Source organism: Deinococcus ficus (assembly GCF_003444775.1).
Lineage (GTDB): Bacteria > Deinococcota > Deinococci > Deinococcales > Deinococcaceae > Deinococcus > Deinococcus ficus.
The window spans coordinates 874,091-890,443 of record NZ_CP021081.1; the positions used below are offsets into that span (position 1 = coordinate 874,091).

Annotated in this window: 15 protein-coding genes and 1 tRNA gene; 13 read left to right on the plus strand and 3 right to left on the minus strand. The window is 71.3% G+C overall.

Annotated elements, in window-relative coordinates; translation table 11 throughout:
* Nucleotides 1-105 precede the first annotated feature (105 nt).
* Nucleotides 106-180: transfer RNA gene (locus DFI_RS04390), tRNA-Ala, on the plus strand.
* 13 nt (nt 181-193) lie between these two features.
* Here the strand turns inward: DFI_RS04390 and DFI_RS04395 are convergent.
* Nucleotides 194-622: a GNAT family N-acetyltransferase gene (locus DFI_RS04395; RefSeq protein ID WP_051307467.1), complete on the minus strand. Its 429-nt coding sequence runs from the start codon at nt 620-622 to the stop codon at nt 194-196.
* Between the two features lie 217 nt (nt 623-839).
* On the opposite strand from DFI_RS04395, the gene DFI_RS04400 reads away from it, so the two are divergent.
* The 5 genes from DFI_RS04400 (at nt 840) to DFI_RS20105 (ending at nt 4,837) form a co-directional block, all read left to right on the plus strand.
* Nucleotides 840-1,268: a response regulator transcription factor gene (locus tag DFI_RS04400; protein ID WP_051307468.1), complete on the plus strand. Its 429-nt coding sequence runs from the start codon at nt 840-842 to the stop codon at nt 1,266-1,268.
* A gap of 10 nt (nt 1,269-1,278) precedes the next feature.
* The gene (locus DFI_RS04405; protein ID WP_027462086.1) at nt 1,279-2,538 is read left to right on the plus strand and encodes a HEAT repeat domain-containing protein; all 1,260 of its coding nucleotides are present in this window, start codon (nt 1,279-1,281) and stop codon (nt 2,536-2,538) included.
* A complete protein-coding gene (locus DFI_RS04410) occupies nt 2,535-3,977 on the plus strand; it encodes a glycosyltransferase family 2 protein (RefSeq protein ID WP_051307469.1) in 1,443 nt (480 codons plus the stop codon). Before DFI_RS04405 ends, DFI_RS04410 begins: the two co-directional genes overlap by 4 nt.
* Nucleotides 3,978-4,240: 263 nt before the next feature.
* Nucleotides 4,241-4,549, plus strand: coding sequence for a hypothetical protein (locus DFI_RS04415; protein ID WP_118375830.1), 309 nt, complete (start codon nt 4,241-4,243; stop codon nt 4,547-4,549).
* A gap of 99 nt (nt 4,550-4,648) precedes the next feature.
* Nucleotides 4,649-4,837, plus strand: a complete 189-nt coding sequence (locus tag DFI_RS20105) for a hypothetical protein (RefSeq protein WP_155864500.1) — start codon at nt 4,649-4,651, stop codon at nt 4,835-4,837.
* A gap of 255 nt (nt 4,838-5,092) precedes the next feature.
* Here the strand turns inward: DFI_RS20105 and DFI_RS04420 are convergent, their stop codons facing one another.
* Both DFI_RS04420 and DFI_RS04425 read right to left on the minus strand, forming a co-directional pair.
* Nucleotides 5,093-5,809 (minus strand): DUF4142 domain-containing protein, encoded by a 717-nt coding sequence (locus tag DFI_RS04420; protein WP_051307470.1) that lies wholly within the window; start codon nt 5,807-5,809, stop codon nt 5,093-5,095.
* 44 nt (nt 5,810-5,853) lie between these two features.
* Nucleotides 5,854-6,744 (minus strand): manganese catalase family protein, encoded by an 891-nt coding sequence (locus tag DFI_RS04425; RefSeq protein ID WP_027462088.1) that lies wholly within the window; start codon nt 6,742-6,744, stop codon nt 5,854-5,856.
* 270 nt (nt 6,745-7,014) lie between these two features.
* Here DFI_RS04425 and DFI_RS04430 point away from each other — a divergent pair, with 270 nt between their 5' ends.
* The 7 genes from DFI_RS04430 to DFI_RS04460 all read left to right on the plus strand — a co-directional run bounded on the left by DFI_RS04430 (nt 7,015) and on the right by DFI_RS04460 (nt 16,345).
* Nucleotides 7,015-9,567: a U32 family peptidase gene (locus DFI_RS04430; RefSeq protein WP_027462089.1), complete on the plus strand. Its 2,553-nt coding sequence runs from the start codon at nt 7,015-7,017 to the stop codon at nt 9,565-9,567.
* A gap of 174 nt (nt 9,568-9,741) precedes the next feature.
* Entirely contained in the window at nt 9,742-10,314 is a 573-nt protein-coding gene (locus tag DFI_RS04435; protein WP_027462090.1) for a DUF402 domain-containing protein, read from the plus strand.
* 58 nt (nt 10,315-10,372) lie between these two features.
* Complete coding sequence (locus tag DFI_RS20555; protein WP_081425708.1) at nt 10,373-11,155, plus strand: hypothetical protein; 783 nt, start codon at nt 10,373-10,375, stop codon at nt 11,153-11,155.
* A gap of 10 nt (nt 11,156-11,165) precedes the next feature.
* Entirely contained in the window at nt 11,166-11,942 is a 777-nt protein-coding gene (locus tag DFI_RS04445) for an ABC transporter ATP-binding protein (protein ID WP_027462091.1), read from the plus strand.
* A complete protein-coding gene (locus DFI_RS04450) occupies nt 11,939-13,609 on the plus strand; it encodes a putative ABC transporter permease subunit (RefSeq protein WP_027462092.1) in 1,671 nt (556 codons plus the stop codon). Before DFI_RS04445 ends, DFI_RS04450 begins: the two co-directional genes overlap by 4 nt.
* Before the next feature lie 117 nt (nt 13,610-13,726).
* Entirely contained in the window at nt 13,727-15,367 is a 1,641-nt protein-coding gene (locus DFI_RS04455) for a C1 family peptidase (RefSeq protein WP_027462093.1), read from the plus strand.
* Nucleotides 15,368-15,496: 129 nt separating this feature from the next.
* Nucleotides 15,497-16,345: a hypothetical protein gene (locus DFI_RS04460; protein ID WP_027462094.1), complete on the plus strand. Its 849-nt coding sequence runs from the start codon at nt 15,497-15,499 to the stop codon at nt 16,343-16,345.
* The last annotated feature ends 8 nt before the right edge of the window (nt 16,346-16,353 follow it).

Genomic DNA, 16,353 nt, shown 5'->3' on the forward strand with positions numbered 1-16,353 from the left:
CATGCTACCCAGCCTGCCCGCCCACCACATGCGCCGCATGGCGCACGCCTTGCCAGGGTGCGCCCCACCTGCTACAGTGCGCGGGCTGAGAGTCACAGAGCACCAGGGGGCTTAGCTCAGCGGGAGAGCATCCGCTTTGCAAGCGGAGGGTCTGGGGTTCGAATCCCCAAGCCTCCACCAGAAAAGACCGCGCTTAAGGCGCGGTTTTTTGTCTTTCCAGCGAGGGACTTCCGGGGCGCAGGCGGTAGGCGGTCGCGTCGGCCTGAAAACCTGGCCCTCTGTACCGGCGGTGCACTTCCGGGGCCGTGCGGCCCGTGATCAGCATGACCTTGTACACGCCCTGCGCCTGAGCGTGGGTGACGGCCGCCCGCATCAGGGCGGTGCCAACCCACTGTCCGCGTATGTTTGCGCGCGTGACCACGTTCTCGATCCGGGCGCAGGGCCGGGCGCCCTGCGTGAGGTTGGGCACGATAGCCAGCGTGACGGTGCCCAGCAACCCGCTGCACTCCGCGACCAGCACCTGCATTCTGGGGTCGTCCGGCATGGTCTGAAAGGTCGCGCAGGCCACGCCGTCCTCCAGCTCGGGGGAGTGCGGACTGAGCTGGCGGTGCAGCGTCTGCATGCCCGGCAGATCAACGGAAACGGCCGGGTGGAGCCAGAGCGGGAATATGACCCGTCAGGAAGGGGCGTGCCCGGTCATCGCACAGCCACGTGATCGTCGGCAGGCCCGGCATGCCGGCCAGCCCTCCCGGCGAGGCGGGCACAAGCGGCCTGAAGCGTTCACCCTCTGTTAAGAACGCTGCGGGCGTGGCCTCAGGGTCGCCGGCCTAGAGTGACCCATGGCTTCCTCCGCGCCTGCCGACCCGCTCGCGACGGCCCCTCATGTGCTGCTGGTGGAGGACAACCACGCCGTGCGGGTCATGCAACGCTTCCTGCTGGCGCGCGCGGGCCTGCGTGTCACCGAGTGCGGGGATTTCGCTTCGGCGTGGGCGGCGCTTCGGGCGGAACCGCCGGCAGTGCTGGTGCTGGACCTGAACCTGCCGGGCGGCAGTGGTCTGGACCTGCTGCCGGAGGTGGACCGGGCCCGGACGCGGGTGCTGATCATGAGCGCCATGACCCAGCAGCACAAGGCTGCGCAGATGGAAGTGCAGGCCGACGCGTTCCTGGCCAAGCCTTTCGACCCGGAGGTGTTCACGCGCCTCGTGTTGCAACTGGTGCAGGCCGCCGGAGGCGGCCCCACGGGCCCCGGTGCGCCGGATCCGGTGTGAGGGGCCGGGCATGACGTCCACGCGGTCGCTGCTGCGGTTCGGGGTGCTGTCCCTGACCGTGAGCGTTACGCTGTCCCTCCTGATCGTGGTGACGGGCGTGGTGCTGATGGTGGACCACTGGACACCGCTGGGGGACCGGGCGTGGGCGGCCGTGACCTTCGCGGCGCTGGCGGCCGGGCTGGCCTGCGTGGTCCTGGCGGGGTTGCAGTTCGTGCAGCTGGCCGCCAGCCTGAGGGCGGCGCGGCGCATCGCGGCGGCCGAGGCCCGCTGGACGGAGGACCTGCTCGCCTGGGCGTACGCGGACGTGCCGCTGCCCTGCCCGCTCAACCGCGTGGGCGCGGAGGTGCTGCTGAAGCTGCGGGACAGCCTGCGCGGCAGCGTGTCCGACCGGCTGCGGGACCTGTACGCCGAGACCGGCTGGCTCACGGAGGACCTGCGGCGCCTGGCGCTGCCGCGCCTGCCGATCGTGGCGCGCGCCCAGGCCATCGAGCGCCTGGCCCTGCTGCGTCACCCGCTGGCCCTGAAGGCCCTGGACCGCGAACTGGGGCATCCGCACCCGGAGGTCCGGGCCCTGGCGCTGCTGGCGCTGTCGCGCAGCGTGGGGCGGCTGTCCCTGTCGCGGCGGGAGGGGCTGGTGCAGTCCCTGGCGCTGCACGAGGCGATCACGCGCGGCTCCTTCAGTTTCGGGCAGGTGCAGGAGGCGCTGAGCCTGCTGGACGACGCCGGGCTGTTGCTGTGCCGGGACCTGCTGGCCGGTGAGAACGACCGCCTGAAGGTGTGCACGCTGGAGGTCCTGGCCCGCCGGCACGCCGCGGACCTGCACGGCGAGGTCGTGCCGCTCCTGTCCAGCCCCAACGCGGAGGTCCGCTCTGCGGCACTGAAGGTGCTGCACCTCAGCGGGCTCGTGCCGCTGGCCGCCGGGGAGGCCATCCGGGCGCTGCTGCGCGATCCGGCGCCGTTCGTGCAGCTCAATGCCGTGCTCGCCAGCGCCCACCTGAACCCCCCGCCGCTGGAGGACCTGTGGACGCTGCTGGGCGCGCCGGACTGGTGGGTGCGCCGCGCCGCCGCGCGGGTGCTGCTGGCCCAGCCGGACGGCCGCACCCGCCTGATGCAGGCGCAGAGCGGACACCCCGACCGTTACGCCCGTGACATGGCGCGGGACACCCTGGCGGGCAGCGTGCCCGGTCCGCTGCTGCCCGCGCCCGCCACCCCCGCCGCCCTGCTGCGTCCCCCTGAACAGGCCCTCGTCGGTCTTCCGGAGCGGCCGTGATCCGCACGCTCGAACTTCTGATTCTGGTGTACTTCACGCTGCTGAACCTGCTGTACGCCGTGGCGGTGTACGTCTCCGCGCGGGAACTGGGCCGCCACATGAGCCGCCGGCAGAGCGTGGGCCTGTCCGAACTCCTCAGCCGCGAGTTCTACAAACCGGTCAGCATCCTGGTCCCGGCGTACGGTGAGGAGGAAACCATCCGCGCGTCGGTGGATTCCTTCCTGGCGCTGCACTACCCGGAGTTCGAGGTGGTCGTCGTGAATGACGGCAGCAAGGACGCCACCCTGGAGCGCCTGATCGAGGCGTACGACCTGATGCCCACCGAACGCAACGCGCCCCGCGCCCTGCACACCCAGCCGGTGCGGCAGGTGTACCGCAGCGCGCTGCACCCCAACCTGACGGTGGTGGACAAGGAGAACGGGGGGAAGGCCGACGCCCTGAACGTGGGCCTGACCTACGCCACCTTCCCGCTGTTCTGCGCCGTGGACGCCGACAGTCTGCTGGAGGCCGAGGCGCTGCTGCGTCTGGCGCGGCGTTTCGTGGAAAACGAGCAGCTGGTTGCGGCCGGCGGCAGCGTGCGCGTCATGAATGGAGCGCGGCTGGACAGCGGGCGCGTGGTGGAGCTCCGGCTTCCGGACCGCTGGGTGGAGCGCTTTCAGGTCGTGGAGTACGCCCGGGCGTTCCTGGCGGGCCGCACCACCTTCAGCGCGGCGGGCGTGCTGCTGATCATCTCCGGCGCGTTCGGGCTGTTCCGCCGCAGCGAGGTCATCGAGATCGGGGGCTTCCTGGAAGGCACGGTGGGGGAGGACATGGAACTCGTGCTGCGCCTGCACCGCCGCATGCGCGAGGCCGGCCGGCCTTATGACGTGGAATTTGACCTGGACCCGGTGTGCTGGACGCAGGCGCCCGACACCTGGGCGGTGCTGGGCCGGCAGCGGGACCGCTGGCAGCGCGGCCTGTGGGAGGGCCTGCTGCGGCACCGGCGCCTGTGGTTCAACCCCCGCTACGGCCGGATCGGGCTGGTGGCCTTCCCGTATTACCTGCTGTTCGAGGCGCTGAGCCCGGTCGTCGAGGTGTTCGGGTATGCGTTCATGCTGTTCCTGGCGGTGACCGGGCAGCTGGAGTGGACGTTCGTGGTGCTGTTCCTGCTGCTGGCGCTGATGTACGGCACGGTGGTGAGCGTGGCGGCGCTGTCCATCGAACTGTTCATGCGCGTGCGGTTCGAGCGGCCCCGGGACCGGCTGATGCTGCTGCTCACGGCGCTGCTGGAGAACTTCGGGTACCGGCAGTGGCACGCCTGGGTGCGCTTCCGGGCCACCCTGAAACTCGGGCAGAAGCGCGGGCAGTGGGGCGCCATGACCCGCCAGAGCATCCAGGCGCGTGACCCGGCGCCGGCCAAAGCTCCGGGCGGCGCACGGGAGGGCCCGGACGGTCCCTGACATCCGGTTGCGTGGGCGCGCGGCAATGAAAATGCCCCACGTCTGAGGTGGGGCGTCCCGGCCGCCTTCACCCGGGCGGCATGTGTTGTTGGGTGCCATCAAGCTAGAGCCTGCCCGTCAGCTAAACGTCCCTCTTTCGGTGGAGGGGCCTGAATACGTCATTTCGCAGGGGTCTTCTGGTAGTCGACACTCATGACGCCGGGGTAGGGTGCAGGCAATCACGGCATGTTCTGCGGTGCCCCTCTCTGCTTCCGGAGGTCGGTATGCCTGCCCCACTTTCCTTTCCCTTCTCCGTCTCGCTCGGCTGGGTGCCGGGTTCGATGCACCTCGTGCAGTTCCGCGCCTGGGACCGCACGTTCGTGGTCGCGCTGGTGCAGGTGCGGTTCGTGTCCCCACAGGCGCAGGCGCCGCTGTTCCTGAGCGGAACGGTGCTCGTTAGTCTGGCGGACGTTCAGCTCTCCACCGCCGAGCAGCAGGTGTTCGACCGGCTGCGGGCTGCAGCCAGCCGCGACGAGGTGCTGAACGAGGCCTGGCCGCAGGGCGGACCCGTTGCCCCGGCCCTTCTCGCGTGAGTAGAAGAAGGGGCAACCCCTGGTAGGCCAGCCATCCGGGACGTTGTCTGTTGGGGCCGGCCAAATCGATGTACCCGGCGGCGTAAACTGTGGTATCCCATGAAACTTAATCGATTAAAGAAGGTGAGATACATCGCCATTGATGTGCCCGGTCAGGGCTGGCGCATCTGGAGCACCCCCGTGCAGGAATGGTGGGGGGAAACCTTTCCCACGTACCCCACAGCCCTGCTCGACGAACTGAACGGACAGAAACGCACCGACCAGATCATGAAACTCCTGCACTCCTGAGATGGAATCGCATCGGAGCACACGGCGCGGCCCCAGACGAGCCGACTGATCTGCCTACACCTGCAACGGCAGAAAAGCGCAGCACAGTTCACGGACCCATGTCGGAATCTGAATGCCATTTCGTTGGCTCTGGCTGCTCCCCGGTTCGCCCTTCACACCATGACGAAGGAAGAGCGGAACTTAGGGCGGTCTGCGCCCCCAACGCCCCGCTGAATACAATTGACAGGACGTGAATACGGGTGTACATTAAAGAAATCAAGGCGTCCCCCGGGACGCCTGCTTCCTTTTCGCCTGTCGGCCCTCAGCTGTCCGATTCACGAGTGAAGGGCGCCCGATTCTCGCCTGGAGGCCGGGCGCCGTGCTTGCCCTACTTACTGCGTGACTATCCCCTGCAGGGTGCGGGCGCGCTCCAGGTGCATTCTCAGGTGGGGCAGGGTCTGCACGGCGTGCGCGCGCAGCTGCGGCTGGTGCCCGGCCCGACTGTAGGCCGTGAAGGTTGACGGCCTGCTCGTGCGCGGTGAGCTGCGCGGCCATGTACGCCTGATCGAAGGCAGCGCCCTGCAACGTCCCCAGCTGGGTCAGGAGGGCGGCGTGCGGTCTCTGCGGCGCGGTGGGTAGCGGTACCTGCAGCCCGGAGGCCAGGGCCTTCAGACGCTGGCTGGCGGCGGTGTGGTCCGCGATCAGTTGCTGGGCGTAGGCACGGACGTCGGGGCTGGCGGCGCGGGTCAGGGCGAGCTGCGAGGACTGGATTTCGAACAGGTCTCCGGAGGCCGCCTGCTGCGCGAAGCACAGGTCACTGGGCGTGGGGCGGGCGCCAGCCGCGCCGGCGGGCGTGCTCTGGGCCGGCAGGCCGCACGGGGAAGCGGCGTGGGCGGGCGGGGGAGCGCTAGCGCCGCCGAGGGCGTGAGCGGCGGTGCCGAGCGTGAGGCCGAGCAGCAGGGAGGGCCAGGTCAGGCGGGTCAGGTTCTTCATGGGGGCTCCTGAGGGTGAAGGGAGGATGGTGTGTGGCGGGCAGGTCAGGACTGGTCGCTGTCGGGGGCAGTGCGGATGGTCTGGTCCTGCCGCGTGCCGTCTGCGCCGGCCATCTGCTGCACCTGCGCGTAGCCCTGCGGCATGGGCGGCGCGAGCTGGGGTTTGTCGCCCAGGGGGCTGGCCTTGCGCACGCGGAACTCGCCGAGGCCGTCCAGGGATGGGCCGGAACTCCAGCGGCCCTCGGGGATGGGCACGCCGTCCAGGCCGGTGCTGACGAAGTCGTAGCTGACCTCGCGGATCTCCTCGCTGACGTCGAAGGAGTTTGGGATGGGCAGGTTGGCCTGTGCACCGCCGAGTTCCTCGATCACCGCCAGCCACTGCTGCTGGTGCATGGTGTCGCGGGCGATCAGGAAGCGCAGCATGTCCTTCATGCCGGGGTCGTCGGTGAGTTCCAGCAGCCGGCAGGCCAGGACGCGCCCGGTGGCCTCGGCGGTCACGTTGGCGTACATGTCGGCCACGAGGTTCCCGCTAGCGTACACGTGCGACGCGTCGAAGGGCACGCCGTTGGCGTCGCTGGGCAGGGCCGCCATGCCCGCCGACAGGTACTGCCGGGGGTCCATGCCGCCCATGACGGCCGCGACGACCGGGTTGTGTGCAGCGGCCGCTTCCTGCTCGGAGGCGGGCGCGCCTTCCAGATTCAGGGCGACGGCGGTCGCGAGCATCTGAATGTGGCTGATCTCCTCCGTGCCCGTCTCCATGAGCAGGTCGCGGTACTTCACGGGGCCGCGCGCACCGAACGCCTGGAAGAGGTACTGGAGACACACGCGGATCTCGCCCTCGACGCCGCCGATGGCCTGTTGCAGCAGGCGGGCGAAGCGGGGGGCGGGCGTCTGCACGGTCACGGGGTACTGGAGTTTGCTGTCGTGGTAGAACATTCGGTCTCCGGGCGGGGGGTATGAGGGGGCGGCGGGCCGGACCGGGCCCGCGGAACTGGGGCTGGGCGGGTGGCCTGCTCACTGTGGCCCTTGCGGTGCGGGCCGGGATGACAGGCCTCCTCAGGGGGGCAGGGGGCAAGTTGCGGCCCGTCCTTCAGTCCCGTGAATGGCCCTTGAGGTTGGTGCTGGCCGCCGGGCGGCCTGGGGGCCGCGCGTGAATCGTTGCGCGCGGCCCGATTGGGGCGCGGGGGCGCGGTACACTGGCGCGTTATGGTCCGCGCGCGTGTGAAACCTGAAGTGATGAGTCCGGTGGGGGGGCACGCCCAGCTGCGTGCGGCCGTGGAGGCCGGCGCCGACGCCGTGTTCTTCGGCGTGAACGCTCCCGCCGGGGAGTCGCGCGGCTTTCACGCGCGTGCGAAGGTGGGGTTCAGCGCCGAGGAACTGCCGGACCTGATGAAGGGCCTGCACGAGCGGGGCGTGATGGGCTTCGTGACCTTCAACATCCTGGTGTTCGACCGGGAGCTCCGGCAGGCCGAGCGGCAGCTGATTCACCTCGCCGAGTCGGGCGTGGACGCATTGATCGTGCAGGACCACGGCATGGTGCGCCTGGCGCGGGAGATCTGCCCGGATCTGCCCATTCACGGCAGCACGCAGATGAGCATCACGTCCGCCGAGGGCGCCGAACTCGCCCGCCGCTTCGGGGCGAGCCGGGTGGTGCTGGGCCGCGAACTGAGTCTCAAGGACATCGAGCGCATCGCGAATACCACTGACGTGGAGCTGGAGACCTTCGTGCACGGCGCGCTGTGCGTGAGTTACAGCGGGCAGTGCTTCTCCAGCGAGGCGTGGGGGGGCCGCAGCGCGAACCGCGGGCAGTGCGCGCAGGCCTGCCGCCTGCCGTACGAGATGATCGTGGACGGCCTGGAACGCGACCTCGGCGACGCGCGGTACCTGCTCTCGCCCGGCGACCTGTACGCCCTGCATCAGGTGCCGGACCTCGTGCGGATCGGCGTGGACTGCCTGAAGATCGAGGGCCGGTACAAGGACGCCGAGTTCGTCGCCCTGACCACCGCCGCGTACCGCCGGGCGGTAGACGAGGCCTGGGCCGGCCGGCCGCTGTCCGTGACCGCGCAGGAGGAACGCGACCTGGAGCAGGTGTACTCGCGTGGGCTGGGGCCGCACTTCATGGCCGGCACGAACCACCAGACGGTCGTGCGGGGCCGCGCGCCCCGGCACCGCGGCGTGCGCGTGGGCACCGTGCGCGGCGCCACCGAGCGCGGCGTGCTGGTGGAACTGAGCGAGGTCGTGCACGCCGGCGACGGGCTGGTGTTCGACCCGGCGAACTGGCGCTCCCCGCAGGGCCGCGAGGAAGGCGGGTTCCTGTACGGCCTGTGGCAGGGCGGCCGGCAGCTGGAGGGCGCGCCGAGCGTGGGGCAGGTGTACGAACTGCGTTTCGGGCGGGGCGCGGTGGACGCCCGCATGATCCGCGAGGGTGACCCGGTGTGGCGCACCCAGGACCCCGGCCTGAACGCGCGGGTCAAGCCCCTGCTGGACGCGGCCGACCCGGTGCACACCCGCCCGGTGACGGCGCAGTTCGTGGGCCGGGTCGGGGAGGTGCCGGCCCTGACCCTGACCGACGAGGGGGGCCGCAGCGTGACCGTGCACGGTGAGGCGCCCCTGCAGGAGGCCCGCAACCGCGCGCTGGACGAGGCCGGTCTGCGCGAGCAGCTGGGGAAGCTGGGCGGCACGCCGTACCACCTCAGCGCCCTGAACGTGGACCTGCACGGTGCGGGCTTCCTGCCGGTGAGCGCCCTGAACGCCCTGCGTCGCGACGCCGTGGCCGCCCTGACCGCCCTGCGCGGGCAGGCCCCCGACCGCCGGACCACCCCCAAACTCGCGGAGTCGCTGGCCGCGCTGGGGCCCGCGGCGCTCACCGAGCCGGGCAGGCCGCGCCTGCATGTGCTGGTGCGCACCCCGGAACAGCTGGACGCCGCGCTGGAGGTGGGCGCGGACTCGGTCACGCTGGACTACCTGGAGCTGTACGGCCTGAAACCCAGCGTGGAGCGCGTGAAGGCTGCCGGCATTCCCGTGCGGGTCGCCAGCCCCCGCATCCTGAAACCCACCGAGCAGAACCTGGAGAAGTTCCTGCTGTCGCTGGACGCCGAACTGCTGGTGCGTTCGGGGGGGCTGCTGGAGGGCCTGCAGGACGCCCCGAACCACCCAGTGCTGATTGGGGACTTCAGCCTGAACGCCGCGAACGTCCTGACCACCCGCGCCCTGCTGGACCTGGGCCTCACGCGGATCACGCCCACGCACGACCTGAACGCCCGGCAGATCACGGAACTCGCCGGACTGGTCGGCCCCGAGCGGCTGGAAGTGATCGCGTACCAGCACCTGCCGGTGTTCCACACCGAGCACTGCGTGTTCTGCCGCTTCCTGTCGGAGGGCACGGACTACACGAACTGCGGCCACCCGTGCGAGTCGCACCGCGTGGCCCTGCGCGACGAGCGCGGCGTGCAGCACCCGGTGATGGCGGACGTCGGCTGCCGGAACACGGTGTTCGAGGGCCGCCCCCAGGTGGCTGGCCTGCACCTGGAAGACTGGCTGACGGCGGGCCTGCGGGATTTCCGCCTGGAGTTCGTGCACGAGACGCCGGAGCAGGTCCGGGGGGTGATCCGCCTGCACCGCGCCGCCCTGGCGGGCGAGCTGGACCTGGCGGAGCTGCAGGAGGGCCTGGACACCCTGGCCGACCAGGGCACCACCGAGGGCAGCCTGTTCGTGCCGAACGACTTTGGGCTGCTGGACGCCCTGCCTCTGCTGGGTTGATTTCAGGCCGGCCGCGAATGGTGAAGGAACGCTCAATTTGGGCGGCCACAGAAGCCCCGTCCTGCACACGACCCTTCAACGTCGAAATGCCTTCCGGGGCCCACTGGCAGGCCGGTTCCTGTCGCCGGAAAGCCGGCTCATCTGGATGCGGAAGAGCCGCCCGTACGCTGGGTCATGACGCCCACCCGAGCCCCTGCCCAGGCCCACCCGGTGAAGGTGGAGCGCCACGACACCGCCGGAATGCAGCACCACACCAACACCGGCGTACGCGAGGTGCACACCTACCGCCAGACGCCGCACGGCCTGTTCGTCGCGCGGGACTTCGTGGACCACCCCCGCGTCCGGCACTGGCAGGCCCACCTGCTGCCCGCCCTGCACCTCGTGGTGTGCCTGTACGACTTCCACGTGCAGCGCGAACACGACTACTACCTGGACATCGCCCACGTCCACCGGGACGGGGCCGTCTGGATCGTGCAGGACCACTACCTGGACATCGTGATCCACGACGGCCGCACGGCCGAACTGCTCGACGAGGACGAACTGCACGCCGCCTGCGCGGCCGGCTTCATCAGCGACGAGGACGTGTACCAGGCGCAGCTTCGGGCACTGGTGACGCTGGACGGCCTGCACCACGCCCGCTACCGCCTGCCGGTCTGGCTGGCCGGGCAGGGCGTGCAGCTCGACTGGCTGCCCGCGCCCCGGCAGGTGGCGCCCGCCCAGGCGGCCCCGCAGCGCCTGACCGCCTGACATCCGGTCCGCGCTCACCTGCGGCCTCCAGACCCGGCGGGCCGCGGTAGGGTCCGGCATGTCCACGGTTCCCCCCGTCACCCCACAGGCCCGGCTGGAGGCCGCCCTGCCCGCCGCACTCGACCGCATCCGGCAGACGCCCGCCGTGTACGCCGCGCTGTGGTGCGGGTCTGCGGCGCGCGGGGAAGGCAACGACCTCAGCGACCTGGACCTTCACGTGCTGGTCACCGGGGATGAACGCTGGCGCAGCAGCTTCACGATGCACGGCCCGGACGGGCGTGGCGTGCAGGTGGAGGTCTTTCACAACCCGCTGCGCAAGGTCCGGGCCATGTTCGCCGCGGGCGACGCGGCCACGCTCGCCATGTACGCCGGGGGCCGCCCGGTGCTGCCGCACCCGGACCTGGAAGCTGTGCAGGCCGAGGCCCGCGCCCTTCTGGACGCCGGGCGTGTCCCGCAGCCCGTGAACGCCTGGGACCGTTTCGCGCTGCTGGAAACCGTGATGGACGCCCGCGCGGAACAGCATGCGCCCGCCCACGCCGCGTACGTGATGCTCGGCGTGACCCGCCACGCGGTGCCCCTGCTGTACCGCCTGCGCGGCTGGTGGGATGTCTCGCCCCGCCACTGGCTGGCGGACATGGAGGCCCGCGATCCGGCGGTGGCCGCCGAGCTGCACGCGTGCCTGACCGTCCCCGACCCCGCGCGGCGGCAGGCGGCCTTTGAGGCGCTGGCCCGGCGGGTCACCGGGGACTTCACGTATCACGACCTGGACGGCGAGCGCCAGCGCGTGCCCCAGGGCCGGACCGGCGGGCCAGAAGGGTCCCTGTCAGAGCGGCGCGCGTAGGCTGGCGGGAATGATCGAGGTCCAGCATTACACCAAGCGCTTCGGGCGGGTCGCGGCCGTGGACGACCTGAGCTTCACCGTGCACCCGGGAGAGATCTTCGGGCTGCTGGGCAGCAACGGCGCCGGCAAGACCACGACCATCCGCGCGCTGGTGGGCCTCACCCGCCCCACGGCCGGCACGGTGCGCGTGCAGGGCTTCGACGTCTGGAAGGATCCCGTGCGCGCCAAGGCAGCCTTCGGGTACATCCCGGACCGCCCGTACCTGTACGGGAAACTCACCGCGCGGGAACTGCTGCGCTTCGTGGGGCAGCTGTACCGGGTGCCCGGCACGGACGATCAGATCAGCCGCTGGCTGGACCTGTTCCGCCTCACGGACTTCGGGAACGAGCTGCTGGAGACGTACTCGCACGGCATGCGTCAGAAGGTCGCCATCATCGCCGCGATGCTGCCCGACCCGCCGGTGCTGATCGTGGACGAACCGATGGTCGGCCTGGACCCGCACGCCGCCCGGCAGGTGCGCGAACTGTTCCGCGGGCACGCTGACCGGGGCCGCACGGTGCTGCTCACCACGCACAGCCTGCCGCTGGCCGAAGCGGTGTGCGACCGGCTGGTCGTGCTGGACCGCGGGCGCGTGCTGGGCGAGGGCACCATGGACGACCTGCGCGCCCGGACCGGCACGGCCGCCGGCGGGGTGCACGGCGACAGCCTGGAGCGCATCTTCTTCCGCCTGCTGGAGGAGGAGCAGGCCGAGGCCGACCGGCGCCGGGAAGCGCTGGACCCCGCATGACCGCCCCGCCCGCGCCGCCCAGCCTGCTGCGCCTGAAATGGACCGCGCTGTGTCACGCCGCGCAGCGCGCACCGAAGTGGGGTTTCGTGCTGGTGGGCGCCCTGGCCGCGCTGCTGGTGTGGGCCGAGGTGTACGGCACGTGGCGTGCCCTGACGTTCCTGGGCACCTTCGGGGACATCGGCACCAACGTCTTTGCGCGGGTGCTGGAGGTGGGCCTGATCACCCTGACCAGCGGCGTGACGTTCAGCGCCACCACCGCCGCCATCCAGACCCTGTACCTGAGTGACGACCTGAACTTCCTGCTGGCGCAGCCGCTCGCCACCCGCCGCGTGTTCGGGCTGAAGGTCTTCGAGACGTTCCTGAACACCGCTCTGGTCCCCACCTTCCTGACGCTGCCGCTGATCCTGACCGTCGCTGCGTACTTCCACGCGCCCGCCTGGGCGTACCCGCTGATGCTGGGCACCGTGCTGCTCAGCTTTTCCGCGCCGGTCGGGCTGGGCGCCCTGCTGGCCGTGCTGCTCATGCGGATCGCGCCGGTCGGCCGGGTGCGGGAGGTGAGCACCGCGCTGGGCGTGCTGATCAGCGCCGGGCTGGTGTACGCCATCCGCGCCCTGCGGCCCGAGGTGCTCGTGCAGCGCATGCAGGACCCGGAGAGGTTCGAGGAACTCCTGCGGAATTTCGCCGCCCCCACCAGCCCGCTCCTGCCGCCCGCCTGGGCCGCGCAGGCGCTGTGGCAGGCCGCGCACGGCGCACTCTCCGCCAGCCTGCTCCCGCTGGCGGGCCTCACGGCGGCGCTGCTGGTGGGCGCCACGCTGCTCGCCACCCGCGCCTACCAGGAAGGCTGGGCGCGGGCGCTGGACAGCAGCCGGCCCAACCTGGACCCCACCCCGAAACGGGCCGGCTGGACCGAACGCCGCCTCGGCCGCCTGGGACCGGGCGGGATGCTCGCCAGCAAGGACAGCCGCGTCACCTTCCGCGACCCCACCCAGTGGAGCCAGCTGCTGGTCGTCGCCGCCCTGGCCGGCGTGTACCTGATCAGCGTGAAGGCCGTGCCCGTCCCCGTGCCGCAGTTCCGGGGCATCCTGGGCTACATCCAGCTGGCCTTCCAGGGATTCATCATCGCGGGCGTAGCCGTGCGCCTGGCGTTCCCGGCCGTGTCCACCGAGGGCCGCGCGTACTGGCTGCTGCGCACCGCGCCAGTCAGCCCGCGCCAGATCGTGCTCAGCAAGTTCTGGGGGGCGCTGCCGGTCACGCTGGTGCTGGGGCTGGTGATGGGCCTCGCCAGCGCCCGCGCCCTGGACCTCGGGCCGGTCCTGCTGCTCCTGAGCGCCCTGGTCAGCGTGAGCAACGCCCTGGTGATCACCGCGCTGGGCGTGGGCCTGGGCGCCGCCGCCCCCCGCTTCGACGCGGACAACCCCGCCGAGATCGGCGTGAGTGCCGGCGGACTGGCCTTCATGGGCCTGAGCCTGGCGTACTCGGTGCTGTGCCTGATGCTCCTCGCCCGGCCCGCCGCCGGCAGCGTCCTGCGCCCCGACCTGTTCCCCGGCCTGAGCGCCCTGACCACCCCGGAGGGCCTGCTGGGCCTGCTGGGCCTGGGACTGGCCACGGCCCTGGGCACCTGGCTCAGCCTGCGCCTCGGCTGGCAGCGGCTGGACGCCCTGGACTGACCCCCGGGCCCGACCCCCCTTTAACGCCCCTGAAACGCCCCGGGTGGCACCCTGGACGCAGGCCGCCGGACAGCGCCGCGCCCCTGCGCGCCGCCGGCCGCCCCGGGAGGTTTTTGCATGTTGCACACGATCCGCCAGCGTCCTCTTTTCTCCCTCTCCGCCGCCCTCCTGGGAGCGGCCCTGGCTGCCCAGGCCGGCGCGCAGGGCACCACCGTGCCCCTCACCACGCCCCTGCGCCTGAACCCGGCCGTGCAGCTGCGCCTGCAGGCCGTGCCCAACTTCGGGGCCGCGCCGATCTTCCGCACGCTGGACGCCACGGCCAGCACCCGCTTCCTGAACGGCAACACCATCTGGCTGACCGCCCAGGGCCTCCAGGCCAACCAAGCCGCCCGCGCCCAGACCCTCAATGCCAACCTGGCCCGGCTGCAACCCCAGGCGGCCCGGCCGCAGGTGCAGGCCGTGCTGCGGGCCGTGCAGGCCCAGGGCCTGCGCGAGCCGCAGCTGACCGTGCCCACCCGCTCCGGGCCCCTCACCGTGACACTGCTCGGCGCGGACGTCGGCGCCAGCCTCGCCGCCAGCCGCCTCGGCCAGGACTTCGAACAGGTCGGCCGCAGCGTGGGGGCCCAGGTGGCCCGCGACCTGAACCTCCCCGCCGACCTGATCGGCCGCGTGGCCCAGGCCGCCCCGCAGCAGCGGCTGAACGTCGTCACGCAGATCCAGCCGGACCTGCTGCGCGCCCTGACCCGCCTCGACGTGCGCGCCCTCCAGCCCGAGGGCACCGCCGACGGCCTGGACGCCGCGCCCAGCGGCTGCGCGGCCAGCGCCAGCGGGCTGTTCACCCGCTACGACTTCCCCATCAAGAAGCACCTGCCCGCCGCGAAAAACCAGGGTGGTCGCGGCACCTGCTGGGCGTTCGCGTCCGTCGGCCTGACCGAGACGCTGGTCAGCCGCACCTTCGGACGCAAGGTGGACCTCAGCGAGGAGGACTTCGTCGCCAACTACAAACTCCGCTACGGCAGCCCCACCGACGGCGACGGCGCCTGGACCGAGGACGCCCTGACCAAGGGCGCCCAGACGGGCTACCGCTTCGCCTACGAGAACGCCTGGCAGTACAACCAGAGCCTGAAACGCACCGCCACCGAAACCCCCGCCAAATCCGGGAAGTTCCTGTACGCCAAGTCCTGCACCGACTACCCCTTCCAGAACCAGTGCGAGGACTCCGTGTCGCAGGCGGAAACCGGCTGCATCCTCGCCGACGGCAAGACCGTGTGCGGCGCCCAGCTGCCCGCCACCCGCTCCCCGTACGGCCTGAACACGGGCGCCATGCGCAACTTCCTGGACCCCGAACAGCCCGAGGGCGGCATGGGCTGGGCCGTGCTGGCCGTGGTGACCGGCACGCCCGTCCTGATGACGCACGACGCCCGCTACCTGACGAACAGCGGCGGCTACGTGGGCGACCTGCCGTACAGCGCCGTGTCGCACGAGGAGGACACCCCCACCGGCAAGAAGTGGGTGCCGAACACCGACAAGGACGTGCAGAACTGGAACCACGTGGCCCTGCTCGTCGGCTGGATCGGCAACGAACAGCTCGCCAAGGTCAGCCCCGGCGCGCCGGCCGGCGCGGGCGGCGGGTACTTCATCATGAAGAACTCCTGGAGCTCCTGCTTCGGGGACGGCGGGTACGTGTACCTGCCCTGGAACTGGGTGAAGAAGTACGCCGGCGCCCTGACCTTCGGCGCGCAGGTCACCCGCAACTGACCCACGGCTCGCGGCTTCGCGCCGCCCACCCCGGATGCCCCGGGGGGCGGCGCCTTCTTTTTTGCCTCCTTTCTGGCCTGCCCCGGCGAATCTCGGGAACGCCAGCGCGCCACGGCTCATACTGGGGGCATGGAAGTCGAAGAACGCGAGGCGCACCGCGCAGCCCGTCGCGCCCGCCGCGCTGCACGCCGCCGCAAGGACGTCCCGGGACTGCTGTTCGGCCTGATGATCCCGGTGCTGGTCGCCGCCCTGATCTTTGACCGGGGCGAACCCGTCCCCGGGATGATGACCCTGGCGCTGGCCGGGTTCACGGCGTTCCTGCTGTGGAACCCTCGCACCGGAACGAACCTGCGCAACGTGCTGGGCAACAACGAGGCGCAGGGCGTGGCGTCCATGATCGTGCCGGCCATGTTCCTGAGCGGCATTTTCGGCGGGCCCATCATGATGGTGATGGTGCTGATGCTGGCCGCGGTGGGGCTGTTCCTGGCCGGCACGCAGGGCAGCCGCCTGCTCACGCCGGACGCCTTCCCCCCGGCGCCCGCCCCTTCCCCGCAGCCCGAGGACATTCAGGTCCCGGCGGCCACGCCGGCCCTGCCGGCCACGGCGTCCGGCGAGGTGGTCACGCCCATCGACATCCGCGAACTGTGCCGGGGCCTGCCGCCCGCGCTGGCCGGCGAGGTCCTGGCGACCGTGGAGCACCTGGAGGCCGTGGAAGTGCAGGCCACGCGCAGCGGTGACGCGCGCCTGGGCTTCGATGCCCGCCAGGGCCTGCGGGATTACCTGCCGAACACCGTGAACGCCTGGAAGCAGCAGACCCCGGAGCAGCGGGACCCGCAGGAACTCGCCCGGGCGCTGGACCAGGTGCGGCGGATTGCCGGAGCGGACCGCCAGAGCAGCGAGCACGCAAGGCAGGCCTGGGAGACGCAGAAGCGGTTCCTGGAGGACCGCACCGGGAAGAACCCCCTGGAACTGGAGTAGGGAAGAGA

What these genes read in the sequence shown, in the direction of transcription:
- DFI_RS04395 (WP_051307467.1), bottom strand. Translation starts at nt 622, where the DNA reads ATGCAGACGCTGCACCGCCAGCTCAGTCCGCACTCCCCCGAGCTGGAG.
- DFI_RS04400 (WP_051307468.1), top strand. Translation starts at nt 840, where the DNA reads ATGGCTTCCTCCGCGCCTGCCGACCCGCTCGCGACGGCCCCTCATGTG.
- DFI_RS04405 (WP_027462086.1), top strand. Translation starts at nt 1,279, where the DNA reads ATGACGTCCACGCGGTCGCTGCTGCGGTTCGGGGTGCTGTCCCTGACC.
- DFI_RS04415 (WP_118375830.1), top strand. Translation starts at nt 4,241, where the DNA reads ATGCCTGCCCCACTTTCCTTTCCCTTCTCCGTCTCGCTCGGCTGGGTG.
- DFI_RS20105 (WP_155864500.1), top strand. Translation starts at nt 4,649, where the DNA reads ATGAAACTTAATCGATTAAAGAAGGTGAGATACATCGCCATTGATGTG.
- DFI_RS04420 (WP_051307470.1), bottom strand. Translation starts at nt 5,809, where the DNA reads ATGAAGAACCTGACCCGCCTGACCTGGCCCTCCCTGCTGCTCGGCCTC.
- DFI_RS04425 (WP_027462088.1), bottom strand. Translation starts at nt 6,744, where the DNA reads ATGTTCTACCACGACAGCAAACTCCAGTACCCCGTGACCGTGCAGACG.
- DFI_RS04430 (WP_027462089.1), top strand. Translation starts at nt 7,015, where the DNA reads ATGGTCCGCGCGCGTGTGAAACCTGAAGTGATGAGTCCGGTGGGGGGG.
- DFI_RS04435 (WP_027462090.1), top strand. Translation starts at nt 9,742, where the DNA reads ATGACGCCCACCCGAGCCCCTGCCCAGGCCCACCCGGTGAAGGTGGAG.
- DFI_RS20555 (WP_081425708.1), top strand. Translation starts at nt 10,373, where the DNA reads ATGTCCACGGTTCCCCCCGTCACCCCACAGGCCCGGCTGGAGGCCGCC.
- DFI_RS04445 (WP_027462091.1), top strand. Translation starts at nt 11,166, where the DNA reads ATGATCGAGGTCCAGCATTACACCAAGCGCTTCGGGCGGGTCGCGGCC.
- DFI_RS04450 (WP_027462092.1), top strand. Translation starts at nt 11,939, where the DNA reads ATGACCGCCCCGCCCGCGCCGCCCAGCCTGCTGCGCCTGAAATGGACC.
- DFI_RS04455 (WP_027462093.1), top strand. Translation starts at nt 13,727, where the DNA reads ATGTTGCACACGATCCGCCAGCGTCCTCTTTTCTCCCTCTCCGCCGCC.
- DFI_RS04460 (WP_027462094.1), top strand. Translation starts at nt 15,497, where the DNA reads ATGGAAGTCGAAGAACGCGAGGCGCACCGCGCAGCCCGTCGCGCCCGC.